Origin of the sequence: Paeniglutamicibacter kerguelensis (assembly GCF_017876535.1) — a bacterium.
Lineage (GTDB): Bacteria > Actinomycetota > Actinomycetes > Actinomycetales > Micrococcaceae > Paeniglutamicibacter > Paeniglutamicibacter kerguelensis.
In genome coordinates, this window is record NZ_JAGIOF010000001.1 from 2,038,628 (window position 1) to 2,062,566 (window position 23,939).

Below are 23,939 nucleotides of genomic sequence, written 5' to 3' on the forward strand. Positions count from 1 at the left end.
GTTCCGGGGGCAGGCTGAATGGCGGGTCAGCCGACGGGCAGCAGCTGGCGGGTGCGGGCGGCCGGTTCCAGGCGTCCTGCGGCATGGGGGCTGACCCGCACCACGTCGCCGATGACGATCACCGCGGGGTTCGCGACGCCGATCCGCGCGGCGGTGGCCGCGATGGAATCCAGCCGGTCGATCGTGATGCGCTGGTCGGGGCACCAGCCGCGCTCGATGATCGCGACCGGGGTGTCGGCGGGCAGCCCGCGGCCCAGCAGCGTGGCGGTGTTGCGTGCCAGCCGGGCCACGCCCATCAGCAGCACCAGGGTGTGGTCGGCGCGGGCCGGGAGCTCGGAGAGCTCCTCATGCCCGGTGGCCATCGAGAAGCCGGTGGCCACCCCGCGGTGGGTGACGGGGATCCCGGCGGCGGCAGGGACGGAGATGGCGCTGGTGACCCCGGGGACGACGCTGACCTCGACGCCGTGCTCGCGGCAGTATGCGGCCTCCTCGCCGCCGCGGCCCAGCACGAACGGGTCCCCGCCCTTGAGCCGCACCACGCGGTTGCCGGCCTGCGCCTCGGCGACCAGCACCGCGTTGATCTCATCCTGGGTGGCCAGGTGGTCGCCGGGGGCCTTGCCGACCTCGATGATGCGCACGGACGGATCGAGCTCGTTCAACAGGTCGCGCGGGCCCAGCCGGTCGGCGACCACCACGTCGGCGGCGGCCAGCAGCCGGCGCCCGGTGACGGTGATCAGCCCCGGGTCGCCCGGGCCTCCGCCGACCAGGGCCACGGATCCGGTGCCTGAGCGGCGCCGGCGCAGCGGCAGCAGCCCGGTGTCGGCGGCCAGCGCGATCGCGTTGCGCAGCCCGGCGGCGCGGCGCGGGTCACCGCCGGCGGTGACGGCCACGGTGGTTCCCTCCCCGGTCCGCGCGACGGCGGGGGTCCAGGCGCTGGAGGCCGCGTGGTCCGACGCGTTGACGCACCAGGTCTGCTGCGCGTCGGCATCGGCCGCCACCCGCGCGTCCAGCGCCCGGTTGCCGGTGGCGGTGTGGGCCAGCCACATGCCGTCCAGGTCCCCGGGCTCGTAGCCGCGCCGCAGCCAGACGAGCTTTCCGGAGCCCGCGGCCTCGGCGATCGATGCGACGGCCTGAGGGGCGATGACGGTGACCCGGGCGCCGGCGTCGAGCAGCTGCGCGATCCGGCGTGCGGCCACCGTCCCGGCGCCGACGCAGAGCACGTCCTTGCCGGCCAGGCGCAGGGCCAGCGGGTGGATGGGCGACTCGTTGGATGTAGTCATGGCCTGCTCCTTTTGGTGGGTGTGCTGGTGGGTCTGCTGGTGGGCGTGGTCGTGCGGGTGGTGGAATTCGGGGTGGCTCATCGTCCGGCTCTCGGGGCCAGGCCGCGGCGGCGCAGCAGCCTGCGTTCCAGCGGGGCGAAGACCAGCAGTTCGATGACGATGCCGACCACCAGGATGGCCAGGATCGCGCAGGCGACCACCGCCATCGAGGACAGGTCCCGGCCCTGCTGCAGCAGCGAACCGAGGCCGAAGCCGATGGACCCGCCGACGGCGATGATCTCCGCGGCCATCAGCGAGCGCCAGGAAAAGGCCCAGCCCTGCTTGAGCCCGGCCAGGTAGCCGGGCAGCGCCGCGGGAAGCACGATGCGCAGCAGGCCCTGGGCGCGGGAAGCCCCGAGCACCGTGCCGAGCCGCCGGTATTGCGGCGGGACGGTGTCGACGCCGGAGAGCAACCCGTTGATGATCGACGGGGTGGCGCCCATGACAACCACGAAGTAGACGGTGGCGTCGGTCAGGCCGAACCATATAATGGCCGCCGGCACCCAGGCGACGGACGGCAGCACCTGCAGGCCGGAGACCAGCGGGCCTACGCCGCGGCGCAGCGTCGGCGAGGCCGAGAGCAGCAGCCCCAGCGGGGTGCCGATGCCCAGGGCCAGCAGGAAGCCGAGCACGCCGCGCTGCAGCGAGGTGAGCGCGGCCTCGGCCAGCCGGCCGTCGGCGGCCAGCCCGGCGGCGGTGCCGAACACCTCGACCGGCCCGGGGAACAGGTCGGCGCGCGGGGAGGCGAACCAGGCGGCCAGCTGCCACAGGCTCAGCAGGCCGAGGATCGTGCCCAGCGGCAGCAGCACCCGCGAGGAGGCGGACCGCCGCACGGGCGCGGGGCCTTCCTGCAGGTTGTCCAGTCCGGCCTCGAGTTCCTTCAGGTTGTCGATCGCGGCAGTGGCAGTGGCAGTTGCGCCGGGGCTAGTGGGCATGATGGCGGATCTCCTCGCGTAGCCGGGCGGTGATGTCTTGGGTGAGCGCCGCGGCCGCGGCCGGGTCGCTGCGCACCGACCCGTCGATCTCCCACTGGGCGGCGATGCGGCCGGGGCGGGAGGAGAGCAGCAGGATCCGCTGGCCCAGCCGCACGGCCTCGCGGACGTTGTGGGTCACGAACACCACGGTGCGCCGGTGGGCGCGCCAGAGCCGTTCGAGCTCGTCGTGCAACAGGTCTCGGGTGATCGCGTCCAGCGCGGCGAACGGCTCGTCCATCAGCAGCACCGGCCGGTCCTGCCCCAGCGCGCGGGCCAGCGAGGCGCGCTGGCGCATGCCCCCGGAGAGCTCGTGCGGGCGCTTGGCCCCGGCATCGCCCAGGTGGACCAGTTCCAGCAGCCCGGTGGCCCGCTGGCGGCGTTCGGCACGCGGGATCCCGCGCAGTTCCAGGGCGAGTTCGATGTTGGCGCGCGCCGTGAGCCAGGGCAGCAGCGCCGCGTCCTGGAACATGAATGCGGCGCCGGCCGCCGGGACACTCACGGACCCGGCCGTGGGCGGCTCGAGCCCGGCGATCACGTTCAGCAGGGTGGACTTGCCGCACCCGGATGCCCCGAGCACCGCCACGAATTCGCCCTCGGCGATCGTGGTGCTGATGCCGGAGAGCACGGGCGCCGCGCCGTAGTCCTTGGAGAGGTTCTCGATGACGATGCTCATGCCGCCGCCCCCGATCCGCCGGCCGTGCGCGCGGTGCGGGCCCTCTCCAGGAACGAGGTGTCCACCAGCCCGTCGAGGCCCGCGGGTTCCGCCAGCGACGCGGCGACGGCGTTGGCCAGCAGCCGCGGGTAGGCCCCTGCCAGCGGGTCGGGGGCGAAAATCAGCTTGTCCAGCGCGCGCTCCAGCACGGCGGGGCCCAGCGCGGCGCCGGCGAGCTGCGCCAGCTGGGTGTTCAGCGTGTCAAGCACCTCGGCACGCTTGGCGGTGTTGATCCAGTCAAGTGCGGCCAGGTGCCCGCGCAGCAGGGCGTCGACGGTGGAGGGGTGGCGGGCCGCGAAGTCCGGGGACACCGCGAGCACCGTGGTCGGGAACAGCCCGGGGGCGCCGGTCTCTGCACCGTCCCACAGCTCCGCCTCGTCCACCAGCACCGTGGCCCCGGCCTCCAGCACCAGCCGGGAGGACCACGGCTCGGGCAGCCACGCGCCGTCGATGGCCCCGGAACGGAAGAGCTCCAGGGTCTGCGCGTTGGCCGTCGGGGTGATGGAAACCTCCCCGCCGCGCAGGTCGTTCTTCAGCCCCCGGGCCGCGAGCCAGGTGCGCAGCGCGACGTCCTGGGTGCCGCCAAGTTGCGGGGTGGCAAGGGTCGTCCCGCGCAGCGCGGCGGCGTCGGTGATCCCGGCACGGACCACCAGCTGGGCCCCTCCGGCCGCGGCCCCCGCCACCACGCGCAGCCCGCGCCCGCCGCTGGAGGCGAAGGCGGCGATCGCCGGGTTCGGCCCCAGGTAGGCGGCATCGATGGCCCCGGCGTTCAGCGCCTCAACGGCTGCCGGACCGGCACCGAAGATGCTGGTTTCCAGCGTGGTGCCGGAGCCGGCAAGCTCGCGGGCGAAGAGCCCGTTGGCGGTGCCGACGAACGCCGGTGCGTGCGTGAGGTTGGCAAAGAAGCCCAGCCGCAGGGTGGCCGCCGGCGTGGCTGCCACGCTGCCGGCCGCCCCGGGCCGCGGCACCGTGGTGGTGGCCGCCGCCCCGAGCACCAGCAGGCCGAGCAGGCCGGTGCCGCCGGCGAGCAGCGCCCGGCGGCCGGGGCCGCGGTGCGGGCCATCGGCGGTGTACCTGATGGTGTCCATGGTCGGGTGTCCTTCTGTGTCGGTGTTGGCGGGTGTGTGTTGGCGGGTGTGGGTCAGCCGGCGGTGGCGGGGCGCTCGCCGATCAGCCCGGCGGCCAGCGTGTTGCCGGACTGCGGGTCGATCACCAGGAACGCCCCGGTGCGGTGGTGGCGCACGTACGGCTCAGTGGGAAGTTCGCCGGCCAGCCGCAGCTGGACGGTGCCGATGTCGTTCAGTTCCAGGCTGGCGGCGGGCAGCAGCCCGAAGTCCTCCAGGTCCAACGCCCCGACGATTGAGCTGACCTTCGCCCGCACCGTCGCGGTGCCGTGCTTGATGAGCACCGTGACCCCGGGGCGCAGCGGCGCGGTCGCAAGCCAGCACAGCTGGGCGTTCAGGTCCGCGGAGGATTCCGGCAGGGTCCCGGCCGCGGCGATGGTGTCCCCGCGGGCGATGTCCAGCTCGTCGGCAAGCCGCAGCGCCACCGAGGCCGGTGCCGCGGCGGATTCCAGCTCCCGCCCGGCGGCATCGATCCCGACGACCGTCGTCTCCCGGCGCGGCGCGCCGGGCGAGGCGATGGTGACCGGGTCCCCCACGGCGATCGAGCCCTCGGTGATCGCCCCGGCGTAGGCGCGGTAGTCGCGGAACGCCTCTGGATCCAGCCCCGGGGCGAGCGCCCCCTGCGGCCGCAGCACCAGCTGGACCGGGAAGCGGAAGGCCTCGTCGGCACCGGCCTGCTCGTCGCGGGTCGGTAGGGACTCGAGCAGCCCCAGCAGCGTGTGGCCGGTGTACCAGGGCGTGTGCGCCGAGCGCTCCACCACGTTGTCGCCGACCAGCGCGGAGACCGGCAGGGTGTGCGGCACCGGCAGGCCCAGCCCGGCGGCGACGCGCGCCACGTCGGCGGCGATGTCCGCGAAGCGGTCCCCGTCGTAGTCGATCAAGTCGATCTTGTTCACCGCGACGATCACGTGCGGCACGCGCAGCAGGCCGATCACGCCCAGGTGCCGGCGGGTCTGTTCGAGCACGCCCTTGCGGGCGTCGATCAGCACGATCGCGGCGTCGGCGGTGGAGGCGCCGGTGACGGTGTTGCGGGTGTACTGCACGTGCCCGGGGCAGTCGGCCAGCACGAAGGAGCGTTCCCCGGTGCTGAAGTAGCGGTAGGCCACGTCGATCGTGATGCCCTGCTCGCGTTCGGCGCGCAGCCCGTCGGTGAGCAGCGCCAGATCCAGCGTGCCGTCCCCGCCCCCGAAGCCGCTTTCGGCCGAGGCCCGGGCCAGCGCATCGAGCGTGTCGGCGAGGACCGCCTTCGCGTCGTGCAGCAGCCGCCCCACCAGGGTGGACTTGCCGTCGTCGACGGAGCCGGCGGTGGCGAAGCGGAAGAGCCCGCGGTTGCCCAGCGTGTGGGCAGAGGTGGCGTGCGCGGTTCTCTCAAGGTTGGTGGTGCTCATTAGAAATACCCGTCCTTCTTGCGGTCTTCCATGGCCGCCTCGGAGATGCGGTCATCGGCGCGAGTGGCTCCGCGCTCGGTCAGGGTGGTGGTGGCGACCTCGCGGATGACGTCCGCCGTCGTGTAGGCCTCGGAGAGCACGGCCCCGGTGCAGGACATGTCCCCCACGGTGCGGTAGCGCACGGTGCGCGTCGTGACCGGCACGCCGGCGCCCGGCCGGCTGAACTCCCCGACGGCCCGCCACATGCCGGAGTGCTCGAAGACCTCCCGCTCGTGGGCGTAGTAGAGGGAGGGAAGCGCGATGTTCTCGCGTTCGATGTACCGCCAGATGTCCAGCTCGGTCCAGTTGCTGATCGGGAACGCGCGCACGTGCTGGCCCGGCGTGTGGCGCCCGTTGTACAGGTTCCACAACTCGGGGCGCTGGTTGCGCGGGTCCCACTGGCCGAACTCGTCGCGCAGGGACAGGATGCGTTCCTTGGCGCGCGCCTTGTCCTCGTCGCGGCGCCCGCCGCCGAAGAGCACGTCGAAGCGGTTGGCGGAGATCGCGTCAAGCAGCGGGGTGGTCTGCAGCGGGTTGCGGGTGCCGTCGGTGCGCTCGGTGAGCCGGCCATCGTCGATGTAGTCCTGCACGCCGGCGACCACCAGGCGCAGGCCCAGCCGCTGGACCGTCTCGTCGCGGAACGCGATGACCTCCCCGAAGTTGTGCCCGGTGTCAACGTGCAGCACCGGGAAGGGCACGACGCCGGGCCAGAAGGCCTTGGTGGCCAGGTGCAGCATCACCACGGAGTCCTTGCCGCCGGAGAACAGCATGGCGGGGCGTTCGAACTCCGCCGCGACCTCGCGCAGGATGTGGATGGATTCGGCCTCCAGCGCGTCGAGCACGTCGGTGCCGGGCGTGGCGGGGCCGGGGCGCACGGGGGCGTCGGCGGTCGTGGTGGCGCTCATCTGTTGCTCCTTCGTCGGTGGGATTCACGGGTTTTCGGGCGGGGTGTGCGGCTCATCGGTGGATGCCGCATTCGGTCTTGGCCAGCCCCGCCCAGCGGCCGGCGCGCGGGTCCTCGCCCTCGGCCACCGGCCGGGTGCACGGGGCGCAGCCGATCGAGGGGTAGCCGTGGGCCAACAGCAGGTTCACCGGGACGTTGCGGGCGGCCGCGTAGCCTGTCAGCTCGTCGAAGCTCCAGGCGGCCAGCGGGTTGACCTTGACCAGTCCGTGCGCCTCGTCCCACGTGATGAGCGGGGTGTCGGCGCGGGTGGGGCCCTCGTCGCGGCGGACCCCGGTGAACCAGAGCCGGTAGCCGGCCAGCGCCTTCGCCAGCGGCTCCATCTTGCGCAGCCGGCAGCAGGCGCCCGGATCGCGCTCGTGCAGCCTGGGACCGAATTCGGCGTCCTGCTCCGCAACGGTGCGCTCCGGGAGCACGTCGACGACCCGCACGTCCAGGACCGCGGCGACCTCGTTGCGTGTCGCGTGGGTTTCGCCGAAGTGGTAGCCGGTCTCCAGGAAGAGCACGTCGACCCCGGGCAGCGCCTCCGCAACCACCGCGGGCAGCACTGCGTCGGCCATCGAGCAGGCGACGGCCACCTCCTCGACGGAGAAGTTCGCCTTCACCCAGTCGATCACCTCGGCCGCCGAGGCGTCGAAGCCCAGCTCCGCGGCGCCCGCCTCGGCCAGCGCGCGGTCAGCAGTCCTGTCCGCGTTCCGGTCCGTGTTGACCACGTCCGCGGCGCTCACAACACGTCCTCGTCCGCGGCGCGGTGCGACCACTGCGCAAAGGACTCGCCCTCGGTGCTGGAGGCCGAGTAGTTTTCCAGCACCCGCTCGATGTAGTCGGGCAGGTCGTCGGCGGTGACCTTCAGGCCGCGCACGGTGCGGCCCAGGCCGGCCTCCCCGCGTTCGGTGGAGGCCAGTCCCCCGCCCAGGTGGACCTGGAATCCGGGGGTCTGCCCGCCGTTGCCGTCGGGCAGCAGCTGTCCCTTGAGCCCGATGTCCGCGGTCTGGATGCGGGCGCAGGAGTTCGGGCAGCCGTTCACGTGCAGGCTCAGGGACTTCGGCAGGCGCACCGCCGACTTGGCGGCAAAGCGCGCCTCCAGCTCGGCGACCGCGGCGATGGTGGTGTCCTTGGTGTCCACGATCGCCAGCTTGCAGAACTCGATGCCGGTGCAGGCGATCGCGGAGCGGCGGAAGATCGTCGGCGCCGTGGCCAGGCCCAGCGCGTCGAGTTCCGCGGCGGCCGCCTTCACCGATTCCGCGGGGATGTCCAGGGCCAGCAGCTTCTGGTGCGGGGTGGTGCGCAGCCGCGAGGAGCCGTGGCGCTCCAGCAGGTCGGCGAGCTCCAGCAGCAGCGTGCCGGAGAGCCGGCCGGCGTTGGGGCTGGCGCCGATGAAGTAGCGCCCGTCCTTCTGCTCGTGGATGCCCACGTGGTCCCCGGGCGTGGTCGGCTTCTCCGGCGCGTCCCCGTCGGGCAGCGCGTAACCGAGGTATTCCTCCTCCAGCACCTGGCGGAACTTCGCCGGTCCCCAGTCGGCCATCAGGAACTTCAGCCGCGCCTTGTTGCGCAGCCGGCGGTAGCCGTAGTCGCGGAAGATCGAGACCACGCCCAGCCACACCTCGGCGGCCACCTCGGCGGAGACAAAGACTCCCAGCCGCTCGGCCAGCCGGGCGTTGGTGGACAGGCCGCCGCCGACCCACAGGTCGTAGCCCGGGCCGTGCTCGGGGTGGATGACGGCGATGAGCGCGATGTCGTTGATTTCGTGCACGACGTCCTGCGAGGGGTGCCCGGAGATCGCCGTCTTGAACTTGCGCGGCAGGTTCGCCAGCTCCGGGTCGCCGATGAAGCGGTTGCGGATCTCGCGGATCACCGGGGTCGGGTCCAGGATCTCGTCCTTCGCGATGCCCGCCACCGGGGACCCGAGGATGACCCGGGGCACGTCGCCGCAGGCCTCGGTGGTGTCCAGCCCGACGGCCTCGAGCCGCCGCCAGATCTCCGGGACGTCCACCACGTCGATCCAGTGCAGCTGGATGTTCTGCCGGTCGGTCACGTCCGCGGAGTCGCGGGCGAAGTCGCGGGAAATCTGCCCGATGGTGCGCAGCTGGTCGGTGGTCAGCGTGCCGCCGTCGATGCGCACGCGCAGCATGAAGTAGCGGTCCTCGAGCTCGTGCGGCTCAAGGGTGGCGGTCTTGCCGCCGTCGATGCCGGGCTTGCGCTGGGTGTAGAGGCCCCACCAGCGGAAGCGGCCGTGCAGGTCGGTGGGGTCGATCGAGTCGAACCCCCCGTGGGCGTAGACGGTTTCGATGCGCTCGCGCACGTTCAGCCCGTTGTCGTCCGCCTTGAACGCCTCGTTGGGGTTCAGCGGCGCGGTGCCGTCGATCTTCCACTGTCCGTGTGGCTTGGCCGCCGGGCGGGCGGGCCGGGTGCGGGCCGGGGTGTCGGTTGCCTGTGTCATGCCCCGACTTTATGGCCGGCCCGAGGCGGCCCGCCAGCGCCCCCGACCCGCAACGTCATCTCGTCACACGGCGACCTATTCGGTGTCGGCGGACCCCTCGCCGAGGGCCTCCGCAAGTCTTCCGGCGACACATTTCGCGATTGTTACGGACGGCAGCAGTGCGCCGGAAACATAGTCCGCCCCGGCGCTGGCCAGCCTGTCGTGGAAGAACCCGGGGGCCAGCAGGAAGGAAGCGATGCCGACCCTCGAGGCCCCGGCCGCGCGCGCAGCGGCAACCGCCTCGGGCACCGACGGCGTGGCGGCGGAGCAGTACGCCACGGTGACGGCCCCACCCAGGAAGTCGGCCAGGTGCCCGGCCATCCGGGCGGCCTGCCGCGCCCCGGCCTCGATGCGCGTGCCCGCCGCGGCGAACACCACCGCGTCGCCGGGACGGTGGCCGGCCTCGGCCAGCCGCTGCGCCAGCACCTCGGCCATGCGCGCATCGGGGCCGATCGGCGCGGCGGTGCGGGCCTGCGCGCGGGTGGCCACCGCTTCGGCGATGTCCACCGAGGTGTGGAAGCCCTCGGAGAGCAGCAGCGGGGCGACGATGGCATCCTCGCCGGGAGGCAGCGAGGCCAGCACCGCCCCGAGCCGGGGTTCCTGCACGTCGACGTAGGCCTCGTGGACCAGCGCGTGGATGCCGTCGGCGGCAAGCACCGCGGCCAGGTCCTCGCGCAGGTCGTTCACCAGCAGGCGGCCGGCGGGGTTGTCGGTGCCGTGGGCGCAGGCAACCACGTGCAGCGGCCGTTGCCCGGTGGAAACTTCTTCGTGCTGGTCAGGTGAATTCCGTGGTGACATGACCGAAGCCTAACCATCGCCGGCGGAGTGTCCCAAGCACCGTGTCGTTTCGTTGCCCGTGACACACTATTCTCTGGTGTGCCGATCCCCCGTCATGCATCGCGCCGGCACCGGTGCACCGCGGCCGCCAAGGCACCAAGGCCTCCAACAACAGGGAAAGGATCCGCATTGGGCACAATCCCGGCCTTTTCCGGGTTCCTCGAGTCGCTCACCGGCACCGAGGAGACCGATGAGCGCGGCCGGCGTCTGGAGCTGGGCCATGCACTCCTGCGCTTGCTCGATGCCGACTTCTTCGCTTCCTGCCGGATCAGGCCCGACGATTTCTTCGCCGCCCCGGTGTGGATCAATATGTCCGATGCGAACATGCGCAACTACCTTGGCCATTTCCAGTTCCACGACCCGCTCACGCCCAGGATGCGCTCCGCGGGCCGCGCCGTCCGCGTCTTCGACGCCATCGCCCCCGCGCGCTTGCTGGACACCGAGTTCCACAACGATTTCCTGGCCGTCGACGGGCTCGTCGAGGGGATGAACTACTTTCCCGCGCGCTCGGTCCCGGGGACCCTGGACCTGCGCATCTGGCGTGCGGCGGGCCGCGCGCCGTTCAACGACGAGGAAGTCCGCCTGCTCCAGGCCGGCGGCGAGCTGATCCAACGCTTGCTGCCCGCGGACGGCCACCCGCCGGACGGTGCCGGGCTCCCCGAGGGGCTGGAGACGCTCACCGCGCGGGAACGGGAGGTGGCCTTCGCCGTGGCGCGTGGCTTGAGCGACCGCCGGGCATGCGCCGAACTCGGCTGCTCGATGGGCACCCTGCGCACCCACCTGTCCCGGGTCTTTGCCAAGCTCGGGGTCGGCAGCCGCAGCGAACTTGCCGCATTGTTGGCCCCGCGGCCCGGGGGTCAAGTCGGCAGAATTGCCGATGGTGCATGATGCGATTCACGCATAGGCTCGTGCCCGGCAGGGTTCCCCACGGGAACTTCCCCCTACACACCCCTGAGGACACGGCATGAGCGACGATCTGGACCCCGGAATCTGGACCCACCGACCCCCGGAAGCCGCGCCTTCGGCATCCTCCGGCTCGTCGTCCTCCGCCTCGTCGTCCTCCGCCTCGTCGTCCTCCGCCTCCGCGGATCTTGCCGGCGGATTCGACTTCGCGGTCAAGGCGAACATCGAGGTGCGCGGAATGCCGGCGAACGCCGCCAGCCCCGTCTTCGGCGGGCATCTGGCGGACGCCGACGCCCTGGTGGTTGCCGCGCTCAAGCGGCACGGAGGGCGCGTCGCCGGCCTGACCAACATGCATGAGCTGGCGTTCGGGATCACCAGCAACAACGCCGCCTTCGGTCCGGTGCGCAACCCCTTTGATCCCCTACGTTCGGCCGGCGGATCCAGCGGCGGCAGCGCGGCGGCGGTTGCCGCGGGCCTGGTCCCGGTGTCGCTGGGCACGGACACCGGCGGCTCGATTTCGGTTCCCGCCGCATCGTGCGGCGTGGTCGGCTTCCGCCCGAGCACCGGGCGTTGGCCCATTGACGGCACGATCGGCTTGTCCTGGTCGCGCGACACCGTCGGCGTGCATGCCCGCAGCGTCGCCCACGCGGCGCGGATCGATGCCTGGGTGTCCCACGAGCCGGAGACCGCATGGGACGGGCCCCTTCCGGTGGTCGGCGTGCCCACTGCGTTCCGGAGGGACCTGGATCCCTCCGTGGAGCTGCGCTTCAACCAGGTGCTTGCGGAACTGTCGGGGCATGTCAGCATCGTCGACGTCGACCTGGATCCGGTGTTCGCGCTGACGGATGCCGCGCAGTGGGACTTGGTGGGCTGGGAGGCCCCGCGCCTGCTCGCCGCCTACTTGGCCGCCGCGGAAGACCTCGCTCCCCGGGAAGCTTGGGAGCAGGTGGTGGCCCGCGCGGTCTCGCCCGATGTCCGGGGCATCCTGGAGAACTATGCGGCGCACCCGGTGTCCCCGGATGCCTATGCGGCGGCCCGCGGGCTCATGGAATCCGCGCGGGACGAATATGCCCGCGTGTTGGAGTCCTCCGGCGTTGCCATGTTGCTCTTCCCGACGATGCCGACGGTTCCGCAGCCCGTTGGCGATGACACCGTCGTCGAGCACCTGGGCGAGTCGGTGCCGCTCTTCCCGCTGATGACCAGGCACACGGGTCCGGGAACGGTCCTGGGCGTTCCGTCGGTGACGCTTCCTGCGGGACTGACGGCACGGGGCCTGCCCGTGGGCATCACGCTCCAGGGTGCCGCCCACCGGGACCGGGACTTATTGGCGCTTGCCGCCCGCGTGGAGGAGATGCTTGCCTAGCCGGCCGCGGCCTGCCGTGCGTTGAGGTAGTCCAGCAGGACCAGTGCGTGGTTGCGCTCCGGGTTGCGGGCCGCGAAGAGCAGCACCACGTCCGGGTGTTCCGCGGCCAGGCCCAGCAGGCGATCGGCTCCGGCCGCCGCGGAGCCGGATTCCAGCTCCTGCACATAGTGGTCGCGGAATTCCTCATAGCGCTCCGCCATGTGGTTGAAGGCCACGCGCAGTTCGGGCGACGGGGCCGCGTCCTTGGCCCAGTCGTCCAGCTGCGCCCGTTCCTTGCTGAGCCCGCGGGGCCAGAGTCGGTCAACCAGCACCCGGAAACCGCCGTCCGGGTCGTCGTATGCGCGCATGATGCGAAAAGTGCCCATTCCTGAACCCTAGACCGGCCCGGCCGTTTCCTCCAGCCACCCCCGTGACGCCACCATGGCGCTACCCGAACGCGTATTTCTGGATGGCCACCGCCGCCGCGCCGCTTGCCCACTGGTCGAACTCCCCCGAAAGGACAGAGATCCGCACCTCGCTTGCCTCCGGATCCCGGTCGGCGGCAAGGGCAGTGCGCACGCTCTGCTCGTACCTGTTGAACAGCTCGATGCCTTCCCCTCCAAGGACCACTACGTTGACCATGGTCAGGTTCGCGGCGGCGGCAAGGAATCGTCCCAGCGCGTGTGCGGACGCCTGCAATACGGAGTGGGCCACCTTGTTGCCGGCATCCGCCAGCTCAAATGCCTCCCCGTATCCGACATCGCGCTGCAATGCGGTGGAAATCTGCGCGCAGATGCTGGGAATAGTGAGCATTGCCGTGGAGCAGCCGCGGTGCCCCTCGAGGCACAACGGGCCGTTTGGATCCAGGGGAAAATGGCCGCCCAGGCCCAGACCCGTGTCCCGTCCGCGCACCACCTGCCGGTGCATGGCCAATCCGTACCCGACACCGGCGCCGATCGTCACCACGGCGAAATCCGCCACCTCGCGTCCCACGCCGAACCACTGTTCGGCAGCGACAAGCGCGGTCACGTCGTTTTCGACCAGCACCGGCAGGCCCGTGCGCTGACCCAGCAGGTCTCCCAGCGGAACATTGCGCCAGTCCAGGAACGGCGCGCGCTCGACGAGAACCCCTCCGGATATCTGGCCGCCGATGGATATGCCGACCCCGGAGACTTGCCGGCCCGCTCGCGAGCAGAGATCGCCGATCAGGTCCACCAGGGCATCGAGCACGTCCCCCACCTCGCGGGCCGGAAGTTCGCGCGCACCACTGACCAGGGAATTGGCACGCAGGTCGGTGAGCACGCCTTGCGCCATCTTGCCGGTGATCTTGATGCCAACGAAGAACCTGGCCTCCTGGCGGATATCGAGCAATCGGATGGGGCGTCCGACGCTTCCGTCGAGAATCAGGTCGCTCTCGCGCACGATTCCCGCATCCAGCAGCGGCTTGCTCAGACGGGTCAGGCTTGCGGGACTGAGCTTCAGTCGCTGCGAGAGCTCTCCGCGCGAGCTGGGGCCATGGATCAGAATCGCCCGCGCCACTTCCAGCTCCGGTTCACTGAGCAATAGCGCCCGTTGGTCTTGAGGCCCGACGGACCAACTACGCGCGGGTGCTTTGTCGCTACTGGTTGCGGCTTCCGTTGACATGCGAACAGTTTATTTCATTTTGGTCATAATTATCGATCCAACCCGCCGAAAATCCCCTCCGCACTTGCACACCCGACTGCTGGCTGACACTTCCCGACGGCAATTGTGGCGCTTGACACACCGATTAGTTTTGGAGTAAAAATAATCAATGACCTCCACAGCCCAGCCATTCGCTCCGTACCATCAGCTCCACCGCGGCGGCACTTCAGTCATCCTCGACGCGACCACCGCCGGAATGCCAACGATCATTCATTGGGGCCCCGACACCGGTGAGCTCAACGAAAGCGAGCTGCAGGATCTTGCAAGCGCGGCCCGCCCGCAACGCGTCTCCGGCGGGATCGACCAGCCTGCCCGGTTGGACGTTTTCCCCCAGGAACGCTTCGGATGGCAGCACGGTCCGGCGCTCGAGGGCCACCGAGCGTCCCGGTCTTGGGCCACCGCACTGACCACCAAAGGGATTCAAGCCAGCGAGCACGGCCTGTCCATCAGTGCCGATGACCCGGTCGCGCACCTCAAGCTGGTCACCGAGCTCGAACTCAGCGCAAACGGCATACTCTCCCAGCGCCACACCCTGACGAACACCGGATCCGACGCCTACCTGGTCAACAGGCTCTCCGTCGTGTTTCCGCTCCCGCACACCGCCACGACGATCCAGGACAGCACCGGCCGCCACCTCAAGGAGCGCAGCGCCCAGCGCCGCCCCCTGACGATCGGCTCGCACGTGCGGGAAAGCCGACGCGGCCGCCCCGGCGCCGACGCCAGCCTGTTGATGCTGGCCGGAGAAGCCCGTTTTGCGCACCGTTCGGGCCTGGTCCACGGCGTGCACCTGGCCTGGAGCGGCAACCACCGGTTGAGCGCCGAGCGGACCATCACTTCGGACAATTTCATCACCGCCGGGGAACTGCTGCTGCCCGGGGAACTCAGCCTTGAACCGGGCGGCAGCTACAGCACCCCGTGGGCATTCGGCTCCTGGGGGCATGGCCTCGACCAGCTCTCGGCCCGTTTCCACCGTGACCTGCGGGCAAGACCCCAGCATCCCCGCACGCCTCGTCCCGTCACCCTCAATACCTGGGAGGCGGTGTACTTCGACCACGACCTGCAGACCCTCAAGGAGCTTGCAGACCAGGCCGCCGTCGTGGGCGTTGAACGCTTTGTGCTCGATGACGGCTGGTTCAACGGTCGCCGCGACGACACCGCAGGCCTCGGCGACTGGTTTGTCGACCCGGCCGTTTGGCCGCAGGGCCTGTCCCCGATCATCGACCATGTCGCGGGACTCGGCATGGAGTTCGGGCTCTGGTTCGAACCCGAAATGGTCAACCCGGACAGCGACCTGGCACGCAGCCACCCCGACTGGATCCTTCACACGGCCGACCGCTGGCCGGTCAGCGCACGCCAGCAACAGGTCCTGAACATGGCCCATCCCGACTGCTACACATACCTTCTCGAACGCATCGACAGCCTGCTCACGCAATACCCCATCTCCTACATCAAGTGGGACCACAACCGCGATCTGCTCGAGGCATCCCACGCGGACAGCGGAACCGCGGCGGTCCGTGAAACCACCCTGGCGCTATACCGGTTGCTGGGCGAGCTCAAGTCCAGGCACCCGCACCTTGAAATTGAAAGCTGCGCATCCGGCGGCGCCCGCGTCGACCTGGGCATCCTCGAACACACCGATCGCATCTGGACCTCCGACTGCATCGATCCGATCGAGCGCCTCGACAACCAGGAAAACACCAACCTGCTGGTCCCCTACGAACTCTTGGGCGCCCACATCGGCGGACCGCGATCCCACTCCACCGGACGCAAGCACGACCTCGGTTTCATGGCGCGCACAGCAATCTTCGGGCACTTCGGGATCGAATGGAACATCGCAGGGATCGACGAAAAGCTGTGCGCCGAGCTGGCACGGTGGGTGGACTTCCACAAGGAAAACCGCGGCCTGTTCCACGGCGGGGACAGCGTCCATGCGGACCACCCGGACCCGGCCATCGACATCCGCGGCGTGGTTGCCACCGACGCTTCCCGTGCCGTCTTTGCCTTCACGCTGCGCGAGGCATCCATCACCTACCCCGCCGGAAGGTTCACCCTGCCGGGGCTGGACCCCCATGCCAAGTACCGGGTGCGGCTGAGCGAACCGTTGAACGACGCGGTGGGCAACGGGCAGTCAGCGCTTTCCTGGGCGCAAATCTCGCATGTCCTAAGCGGCACAGTCCTGGAAACAACGGGGATGCAGTCCCCGGTGCTGTTCCCCGAACAATCGGTACTGATCATGCTTGATCGCCACGAGGCATAAGGAGCACCCGTGAACACCGAAAAATCCCGCACGGCAAGATGGCGCCGAATCACCGGCGCCTGCCTTGCCGTGGCGCTGGGAACCTCGTTGGCCGCCTGCGCCCCGGCCGAGCAAGCCCGCGTAAAGTTGGACTTCTTCCAGTTCAAGCCGGAGGCGGTCGCCGAATTCAAGGCCCTTGTCTCCGAATTCGAGGCGCAGAACCCGGATATCGACGTGGTCATCAACGCCGTTCCCGACCCCGACACCGCCATCCGCACCCTGCTGGTCAAGGGCAAGACCCCCGACGTGCTCACGCTCAACGGCAACGGAAATTTCGCCGATCTGGCTGCATCCTGCGTGTTTGCCGACCTTTCGGCGTTTCCCTCCGCTTCGCGTGTCAAACCGGAGGTCCAAGAAATCCTGAACTCCTTGGGGACCTGCCACGGCAGCGAGACCAATGGTCTGCCCTTTGCGAACAACGCCAGCGCGATCCTGTACAACCCCGATATTTTCGCCAAGCACAACGTCGAGATACCGCGCACCTGGGATGAGCTCATTGCCGCGGCAGAAACCTTCAAGGCCAACGGCGTTGCCCCCTTTTACATGACCCTCAAGGACGCGTGGACGGTCCTGCCCACCTATGTAAACCTTGCCGGGAATCTGCAGCCCAGGGGATTCTTTGAAGACATTCGCGCCGCAGCGTGGACCCCGCAGACGGGCACGCATGGATTCGCCAAAGACGGGAAGGAAGCGGCCGAAAAGCTCAAGCAACTCTTCGGCTACCGCCAGCCCGGTGCCGACAGCGCCGGCTACAGCGACGGGAATGCGGCCTTTGCCGCGGGCAAATCGGCCATGTACCTGCAGGGCAGTTTCGCGATTCCCGCGATCCGGGCAGCCAACCCCGAGGCAAGGATCGCGTCCTTCCCGTACCCGACCACCAACAACCCCGCCGAGACAACACTGGTCACGGGCGTCGACGTCACGCTTGCGATGGGACGGGAGACAAAGCATCCAAAGGAAGCAGCGGCCTTCATCGAGTTCCTGATGCGCAGCGAGGCGATGAAGGCCTATACCACGGCACAGTCCGCAATCGTGCCGCTTGCGGATGCCGGATCCATTGCGGATCCCGCCCTGGAGGGGGTCCAGGACATTTTCGGCGAGGGCCGCCTGATCGGCTACTTCGACCACCAGGTCCCCACCAGTATTCCGTTCACGGCAATGCTGCAGCAGTTCATGCTTGACGGCGACACCGCTGCGTTCCTCCACCGGGCAGACAACGAATTCGCCAAGGCCGCTGCACGAACCTCAACGAAGAAAGGAGAATGACCATGAGCGTACCACGCCTCGCCACCGGCCCGGCCAAGAACAAACTCCGAAGCCAAACCGTGAACCGAACGTTCTATTGGATGGTGGTCCCGGCCCTCCTGCTCTTCGTCGTGCTTCACACGGTTCCGGCGTTGACCGGAATCTTCTACAGCTTCACCAACTATGCGGGCTACGGCGAATGGGACTTCGTCGGCCTTCAGAACTACGTGAACCTCTTCAGGGACGACAGGATCCTCTCCTCCTACGGGTTCACCTTCCTTTTCGCCGTCACCGCGACGATCGTGGTGAACATCGGCGCGCTTTTCATCGCCCTGCTGCTGAATGCGAAAATCAAGTTCCAGACTGCCTTCCGCGGGATCTTCTTCATCCCCAATGTGCTGTCGGTGCTGATCGTCGGCTACGTCTTCAACTACCTGCTGTCCAACAACCTGCCGCTCGTCGGCCGGGCCCTTGGCATCGAATGGCTCTCCACATCGATTCTCACCAATCCCGATCTTGCCTGGCTGGGCATTGTCGGGGTGACCGCCTGGCAGTCCATCGCCTTTAGCGTGATCATCTACCTGGCGGGGCTGCAAACGGTTCCGGCGGAACTCTATGAGGCGGCAAGCATCGACGGGGCGTCGCACTGGCGGCAATTCACCTCCATCACGTTTCCCATGATTTCCGCGTTCTTCACCATCAACATGGTCCTGGCGCTCAAGGGCTTCCTGCAGGCCTTCGACCAGATCGTTGCACTGACCGGCGGTGGCCCCGGAACCAGCACGGAATCCGTGGCGATGGTCATCTACCGGGGAGGGTTCCAGGGCGGGGAATACGGCTACCAAATGGCCAACTCCGTGGTGTACCTGATCGTCATCGTGGTTCTGTCACTGCTGCAAATGCGGACCCTACAACGCAAGGAGGCCGATTTCTCGTGAGCACGCAAAACATGACCCGGCGGGCAGTGGACCGCGAACAGAAATCCGGGCCTGAACCGCAGCAGGGCCCGCCCAAGAAACGAAGAACCTCCAATGTCAATGTTCCTGTCACCGTTTTGGTGGCAGTGCTCTCGCTGACGGTACTCATACCGTTGTACTTCACCGTGGTCACGGCACTGAAGTCCCCGGACCAGCTCGGTGGAACGGGATTTGAGCTGCCCACGAGCATTCACCCCGAGAACTTCTCCAAGGCATGGGAACTAACGGATTTCCCCAACGCCCTGCTGGTCTCCGGAATCGTCACGGCCTCTGCCGTGGTCCTGACGATCATCACCAATTCCATGGTCGCGTACGCCATTGCACGGAACATGAATCGACCGTTCTTCAAGGCGCTGTACTACTTCTTCATCGCCGCACTCTTTGTCCCGTTCCCGATCATCATGCTTCCGGTGACCAAGGAAACCGCGCTTCTGGGCCTGGACAACCCTGTCGGTTTGTTCCTCCTTTACACGGTCTACGGGCTGAGCTTCAACATCTTCGTATACACCGCGTTCATCAAGTCGATCCCCCCGGAACTCGAGGAGGCCGCGATCATGGACGGGGCCAGCCATTGGACCAGCTTCTGGAAGGTCATCTTCCCGCTGCTGACCCCCATGAATGCGACGGTCGGAATCCTGACCTGCCTATGGGCGTGGAACGACTTCCTGCTGCCCCTGGTGATCCTTTCCGATCCCGCCACCCGCACGCTCCCGCTGGTCCAGTACGTCTTCCAGAGCCAGTTCAACACCGACTACTCCACCGCCTTCGCCTCTTACCTGATGGCGATGGCGCCACTGCTCCTTGTCTACCTATTCGCACAACGCTGGGTTATTTCCGGTGTCATGAGAGGATCCATCAAATAATGAACGAGAACGTTTCAACCACCGCGCTCGACGCAAATTGGTGGCGACAGGCCGCCGTCTACCAGATCTATCCGCGCAGCTTCGCCGACTCCAACGGCGACGGGATGGGCGACATCTCCGGCGTCACCTCCCGCATCGGCTACCTCTCGGAGCTGGGCATCGACGCGATCTGGCTTTCCCCGTTCTACCCCTCCGCCCTTGCCGACGGCGGCTACGACGTAGACGACTACCGCAACGTGGATCCGCGGCTGGGCAACCTGGACGACTTTGACGCGATGGTCGGCGCCGCACACGCGGCAAACATCAAGGTCATCGCCGACGTGGTGCCCAACCACAGCTCCAACCGCCACGAATGGTTCAAGGCAGCCCTTGCGGCGGCGCCGGGCTCCCCCGAACGCGCTCGCTACCACTTCTTCGACGGACTGGGCGAAAACGGGGAACTGCCCCCCTCGGACTGGCCCTCGCACTTCGGCGGACCGGCCTGGACCCGGGTCACCGAGGTCGCCGGGGAAAATGCGGGCAAGCCGGGTCAGTGGTACCTGCACCTTTTCGCCTCCGAACAACCGGACCTGAACTGGGACAACCCGGAGGTGCGCGAGGACTTCCACGCCACGCTCCGCTTCTGGGCGGACCGCGGCGTGGACGGTTTCCGCGTCGACGTCGCCCATGCGCTGGTCAAGGACATGAAGCTGCCGCTGCGCTCCAAGCCGTCGCTGGAGATCAAGGTGGACGACGGCACCGACGTGCTCTTTGACCGCGACGAGGTCCACGAGATCTATGCGGGCTGGCGAAGCGTGCTCAACGAGTACGATCCCCCGCGCACAGCGGTGGCCGAGGCCTGGGTGCCATTCACCCATCGCCGGCTGCGCTATGCCCACCCCACGGGCCTGGGCCAGGCGTTCAATTTCGATTTGCTGCAGGCACCCTTCGACGCCACCGCGTTCCGCGACATCGTCACCCGTTGCCTGGCCGAGGCCGAGGCCTCCGGTGCGTCCTCCACCTGGGTCTTCTCCAACCACGACGTCATCCGCCATCCTTCCCGATACGCGCTGCCCGACGGCACCGACCAGGCGGGGCTTGAATCCTGGCTGCTTTCCGGCGGCAGCACCCCGGCACCGGGAACCGAGCGCGGCCTGCGCCGGGCGCGCGCCGCAACGGCATTCATGCTGGGGCTGCCCGGATCCGCCTACCTGTACCAAGGCGAGGAACTCGGCCTCTTGGAGGTCGCCGACCTGCCCGCCGAATCCCTGCAGGATCCCACCTGGTTCCGCACCGGCAACAAGGTCAAGGGCCGCGACGGATGCCGCGTGCCGCTGCCGTGGGATTCCGCGGCAACCGATTTCGGGTTCGGCGGTTCCCCCTGGCTGCCGCAACCCGAGTGGTTCGCGGACCATTCGGCGGCCACGCAGGCGGGCGTGCCCGGCTCGACCCTCGAGTTCTACCGGGAGGCGCTCGCCCTGCGTCGCACCCTGCAAACCGGGGAATCCCTGTCCTGGGTTTCCGAACCCGGCGAGGCGCTAACCCACTATGTCCGGCCCAACGGCTGGGCGGTGCTTGCCAACTTCGGCGATGCGCCGCAGGAGCTTCCGGCCGGCATCGACCCGGCGAGGATCGTGCTTTCCAGCGGAACATCCGCCTCGGTGCTGGCCCAGGTCCCCGGGGAAACCACGTTCTGGATCGCCCCGTAACCTGCACCCCGCCCTGGGCACCAAGGCACCCGCACCCGGCCAACCGGCCACGGTGCGGGCGCCTTGTGCCACGGCCGCCAGACGACCAACCCATGTGGCGCGCACCACCCCCGCCCCGACTGGGGGTAACGGCGCGGACATGGAAGAATGGAACACATGGCAGAAGACACCTTGGGCACAGACACGCCCGCAACAGTTTCCGTTCCCGACAAGCCCGCACTGGAGGGCCTGGAGGAACGCCTCGACGCCCGCTGGCGTGCCGAGGGAACCTACAAGTTCAACCCGCAGACCACGCGCGAGCAGGTCTACTCGATCGACACTCCCCCGCCGACGGCCTCCGGTTCGCTGCACGTGGGACACATGTTCTCCTACACGCAGACCGACGTGCTGGCACGCTACCAGCGCATGCAGGGCAAGAACGTCTTCTACCCGATGGGCTGGGACGACAACGGCCTGCCCACCGAACGCCGCGTGCAGAACTACTACGGCGTGCGTTGCGACCCGACCTACTCCTACGTCGAGGGCTACCGCCCGCCGGCCACCCCCGCGAAGAACCAGCGCGACTGGGACGTCGTCTCCCGCAAGAACTTCATCGAGCTGTGCGAGGAACTGGCCGTCGAGGACGAGAAGGTCTTCGAGCACCTCTTCTCCACCCTGGGCCTGTCCGTCGACTGGGACCTGACCTACCGCACCATCGACGACGTGTCGCGCTCCGTGTCCCAGCGGGCCTTCCTGGCGAACCTGAACGCCGGCGACGCCTACATGTCCGAGGCACCGACGCTGTGGGACGTCACGTTCCGCACCGCCGTGGCCCAGGCCGAGCTCGAGGACCGCGAGATGCCGGGCGCGTACTACCGCTACCCGTTCACCGCCAAAGACGGCACGCAGATCTTCATCGAGACCACCCGCCCGGAACTGCTGGCGGCCTGCGCCGGTCTGGTCGCGAACCCGGACGACGAGCGCTACAAGCCGCTCTTCGGCAAGACCGTCACCTCCCCGCTCTTCGACGTGCCCGTCACCGTCTACCCGCACCCGCTGGCGAAGGCCGACAAGGGCTCGGGCATCGCGATGGTCTGCACCTTCGGCGACCTGACCGACGTCACCTGGTGGCGCGAACTGCAGCTGCCGACCCGCGCCATCATCGGCCGCGACGGACGCGTCATCGCCGAGATCCCGGAGTGGATCACCACCGAGGCCGGCCGCGAGGCCTACGCCGCGATCGCCGGAAAGACCGTGTTCTCCGCCAAGGAGGGCGTCGTCGAGCTGCTCGCCGCCGCGAACCTGCTCGACGGCGAGCCGAAGAAGATTTCCCACCCGGTGAACTTCTTCGAAAAGGGCGACAAGCCCCTGGAGATCGTCTCCTCCCGCCAGTGGTACATCCGCAACGGCGGCCGCGACGAGGACCGCCGAGCACGCCTGATCGCCCGCGGCGAGCAGATCGAATTCCACCCGTCCTTCATGCGCTCGCGCTACGAGAACTGGATCTCCGGCCTGAACGGCGACTGGCTGGTTTCCCGCCAGCGCTTCTTCGGCGTTCCGGTGCCGGTCTGGTACCCGCTGAACGCCGCGGGCGACCCGGATTACGAGAACCCGATCCTGCCGACCGACGAGATGCTTCCGGTCGACCCGGCTGCGGACGCGGCCCCGGGCTTCGATGAGTCCCAGCGCAACGTCGCCGGCGGCTTCATCGGAGATGCCGACGTGCTGGACACCTGGGCCACCAGCTCGCTGACCCCGCAAATTGTGGGCCGCTGGTCCCGCGAGGAGGACTTCTTCAACAAGGTCTTCCCGTTCGACCTGCGCCCGCAGGGCCACGACATCATCCGCACCTGGCTCTTCTCCTCCGCAGTGCGTGCCGATGCGCTACACGACGTTGCCCCGTGGAAGCACGCGGCGATCTCCGGCTGGATCCTTGACCCGGACCGCAAGAAGATGTCCAAGTCCAAGGGCAACGTGGTGGTCCCCACCGACGTGCTCAACGACTACGGATCCGATGCCGTGCGCTACTGGGCCGCCAGCGCCAAGCTGGGTGCCGACACCGCGTACGAGATCAACCAGATGAAGATCGGCCGCCGCCTGGCGATCAAGATCCTCAACGCCTCAAAGTTCGTGCTGAACCTCGGTGCAACCCAGGCCAACGTCGTCACCGGCGACGCCTCGGTCATCACCAACGGCCTGGACAAGTCCGTGCTCGCCCGCCTGTCGCAGGTCATCGACGACGCCACCCGCGCCTTCGACGCCTACGACTACGCCCGCGCGCTGGACATCACCGAGTCGTTCTTCTGGTCGTTCACCGACGACTACGTTGAGCTCATCAAGGACCGCGCCTACGGCGCCCGCGGCGAGGAGGAACAGGCCTCCGTGCTCGCCGCCCTGGCCACCACCCTTGATGCCGTGCTTCGCCTGTTCGCCCCGTTCCTGCCGTTCGCAACCGAAGAGGTCTGGGGCTGGTGGCGTGCAGGTTCGGTGCACCGCGCCGAATGGCCGAGCTCGGCCCACCTGGCCGACGCAGTTGCAGGCGCGGACACCGCGGTGCTTCCGATCGTCGGCGAGGCGCTCTCGGGCATCCGCAAGGCCAAGTCCGAGGCGAAGGTCAAGCAGCGCACCGAGGTTCTCAGCGGCGTCGTTTCGGCACCCGAGGCCCAGCTTGAGTTGCTGCGCCGCGGCCTCGGCGACCTGTTGGCCGCCGGCAATGCCAAGGACCTGACACTGGTTGCGGCCGAAGGCTCGATCACCGTCAACGATGTCGTGTTGGCTTCGGCCGAGGAACCTGTCCAGGCCTAGCCACAACTGCACGGCCGCAACAAAAAACACCGAGGTCGGTGACCGCCATGTGGCGCGGTCACCGACCTCGGTGTTTCTGCACCGGTGGAGCATCCCCGTTTCCGCCCACCCTGCGGCGGACAGAGGGGAAGCCCCTTCGGCCAACAAACACTTATGTCGGAGGGGCTTCGACTCGGCAGGTTCTCTTTCAGCGATGATTCGAGAACCGGACGAAATCCTTGGTACGTAGGTCTTGTTGTATCGCTGCTACAACCGTGTTCGAAGAGATTCCACGACCACGTCTCTGCGTCTTTGGTTTTCGTTCGGCATCATTCCGGTAGTGATG

Annotated in this window: 19 protein-coding genes; 8 read left to right on the forward strand and 11 right to left on the reverse strand. The window is 68.6% G+C overall.

Features of this window, described 5'->3' with window-relative positions:
* Window positions 1–26 precede the first annotated feature (26 nt).
* From cobA to JOF47_RS09285, 9 genes are all read right to left on the reverse strand, one after another.
* Window positions 27–1,280: a uroporphyrinogen-III C-methyltransferase gene (cobA, locus tag JOF47_RS09245; RefSeq protein WP_210001535.1), complete on the reverse strand. Its 1,254-nt coding sequence runs from the start codon at window positions 1,278–1,280 to the stop codon at window positions 27–29.
* A gap of 77 nt (window positions 1,281–1,357) precedes the next feature.
* Window positions 1,358–2,254 carry an ABC transporter permease gene (locus tag JOF47_RS09250; protein ID WP_209997289.1) on the reverse strand — a complete coding sequence of 299 codons (897 nt, stop codon included), beginning with the start codon at window positions 2,252–2,254 and terminating at the stop codon, window positions 1,358–1,360.
* The gene (locus JOF47_RS09255; RefSeq protein ID WP_209997290.1) at window positions 2,244–2,966 is read right to left on the reverse strand and encodes an ABC transporter ATP-binding protein; all 723 of its coding nucleotides are present in this window, start codon (window positions 2,964–2,966) and stop codon (window positions 2,244–2,246) included. Before JOF47_RS09255 ends, JOF47_RS09250 begins: the two co-directional genes overlap by 11 nt.
* Window positions 2,963–4,093 carry an ABC transporter substrate-binding protein gene (locus tag JOF47_RS09260; protein WP_209997291.1) on the reverse strand — a complete coding sequence of 377 codons (1,131 nt, stop codon included), beginning with the start codon at window positions 4,091–4,093 and terminating at the stop codon, window positions 2,963–2,965. The genes JOF47_RS09255 and JOF47_RS09260 overlap by 4 nt, the downstream gene beginning before the upstream one ends.
* A gap of 53 nt (window positions 4,094–4,146) precedes the next feature.
* Window positions 4,147–5,517: a sulfate adenylyltransferase subunit 1 gene (locus tag JOF47_RS09265; protein ID WP_209997292.1), complete on the reverse strand. Its 1,371-nt coding sequence runs from the start codon at window positions 5,515–5,517 to the stop codon at window positions 4,147–4,149.
* Window positions 5,517–6,461 (reverse strand): sulfate adenylyltransferase subunit CysD, encoded by a 945-nt coding sequence (gene cysD, locus JOF47_RS09270; RefSeq protein ID WP_209997293.1) that lies wholly within the window; start codon window positions 6,459–6,461, stop codon window positions 5,517–5,519. Before cysD ends, JOF47_RS09265 begins: the two co-directional genes overlap by 1 nt.
* A 52-nt stretch (window positions 6,462–6,513) precedes the next feature.
* Complete coding sequence (locus tag JOF47_RS09275; protein WP_342592749.1) at window positions 6,514–7,245, reverse strand: phosphoadenylyl-sulfate reductase; 732 nt, start codon at window positions 7,243–7,245, stop codon at window positions 6,514–6,516.
* A complete protein-coding gene (locus JOF47_RS09280; RefSeq protein WP_209997294.1) occupies window positions 7,242–8,957 on the reverse strand; it encodes a nitrite/sulfite reductase in 1,716 nt (571 codons plus the stop codon). The genes JOF47_RS09275 and JOF47_RS09280 overlap by 4 nt, the downstream gene beginning before the upstream one ends.
* 75 nt (window positions 8,958–9,032) lie before the next feature.
* Window positions 9,033–9,794 (reverse strand): sirohydrochlorin chelatase, encoded by a 762-nt coding sequence (locus JOF47_RS09285; RefSeq protein WP_209997295.1) that lies wholly within the window; start codon window positions 9,792–9,794, stop codon window positions 9,033–9,035.
* 168 nt (window positions 9,795–9,962) lie between these two features.
* Between JOF47_RS09285 and JOF47_RS09290 the strand changes: the two genes are divergently transcribed.
* Window positions 9,963–10,721: a helix-turn-helix transcriptional regulator gene (locus tag JOF47_RS09290; protein WP_209997296.1), complete on the forward strand. Its 759-nt coding sequence runs from the start codon at window positions 9,963–9,965 to the stop codon at window positions 10,719–10,721.
* Between the two features lie 76 nt (window positions 10,722–10,797).
* Window positions 10,798–12,099: an amidase family protein gene (locus JOF47_RS09295; protein ID WP_209997297.1), complete on the forward strand. Its 1,302-nt coding sequence runs from the start codon at window positions 10,798–10,800 to the stop codon at window positions 12,097–12,099.
* Here JOF47_RS09295 and JOF47_RS09300 read toward each other — a convergent pair.
* Both JOF47_RS09300 and JOF47_RS09305 read right to left on the reverse strand, forming a co-directional pair.
* Complete coding sequence (locus JOF47_RS09300) at window positions 12,096–12,464, reverse strand: DUF488 domain-containing protein (RefSeq protein ID WP_209997298.1); 369 nt, start codon at window positions 12,462–12,464, stop codon at window positions 12,096–12,098. The two genes, JOF47_RS09295 and JOF47_RS09300, sit on opposite strands and share 4 nt — an antisense overlap.
* 61 nt (window positions 12,465–12,525) lie before the next feature.
* Window positions 12,526–13,722 carry an ROK family transcriptional regulator gene (locus tag JOF47_RS09305; protein ID WP_209997299.1) on the reverse strand — a complete coding sequence of 399 codons (1,197 nt, stop codon included), beginning with the start codon at window positions 13,720–13,722 and terminating at the stop codon, window positions 12,526–12,528.
* Between the two features lie 148 nt (window positions 13,723–13,870).
* Here JOF47_RS09305 and JOF47_RS09310 point away from each other — a divergent pair, with 148 nt between their 5' ends.
* From JOF47_RS09310 to valS, 6 genes are all read left to right on the forward strand, one after another.
* Complete coding sequence (locus JOF47_RS09310; protein WP_209997300.1) at window positions 13,871–16,018, forward strand: alpha-galactosidase; 2,148 nt, start codon at window positions 13,871–13,873, stop codon at window positions 16,016–16,018.
* 9 nt (window positions 16,019–16,027) lie between these two features.
* A complete protein-coding gene (locus JOF47_RS09315) occupies window positions 16,028–17,323 on the forward strand; it encodes an ABC transporter substrate-binding protein (RefSeq protein WP_209997301.1) in 1,296 nt (431 codons plus the stop codon).
* Window positions 17,324–17,325: 2 nt separating this feature from the next.
* Window positions 17,326–18,240, forward strand: coding sequence for a carbohydrate ABC transporter permease (locus JOF47_RS09320; protein WP_245356325.1), 915 nt, complete (start codon window positions 17,326–17,328; stop codon window positions 18,238–18,240).
* A complete protein-coding gene (locus tag JOF47_RS09325) occupies window positions 18,237–19,142 on the forward strand; it encodes a carbohydrate ABC transporter permease (RefSeq protein WP_342592750.1) in 906 nt (301 codons plus the stop codon). Before JOF47_RS09320 ends, JOF47_RS09325 begins: the two co-directional genes overlap by 4 nt.
* Window positions 19,142–20,830: a glycoside hydrolase family 13 protein gene (locus JOF47_RS09330; RefSeq protein WP_209997303.1), complete on the forward strand. Its 1,689-nt coding sequence runs from the start codon at window positions 19,142–19,144 to the stop codon at window positions 20,828–20,830. Before JOF47_RS09325 ends, JOF47_RS09330 begins: the two co-directional genes overlap by 1 nt.
* Window positions 20,831–20,986: 156 nt before the next feature.
* Entirely contained in the window at window positions 20,987–23,614 is a 2,628-nt protein-coding gene (gene valS / locus JOF47_RS09335) for a valine--tRNA ligase (protein ID WP_209997304.1), read from the forward strand.
* Window positions 23,615–23,939 lie beyond the last annotated feature (325 nt).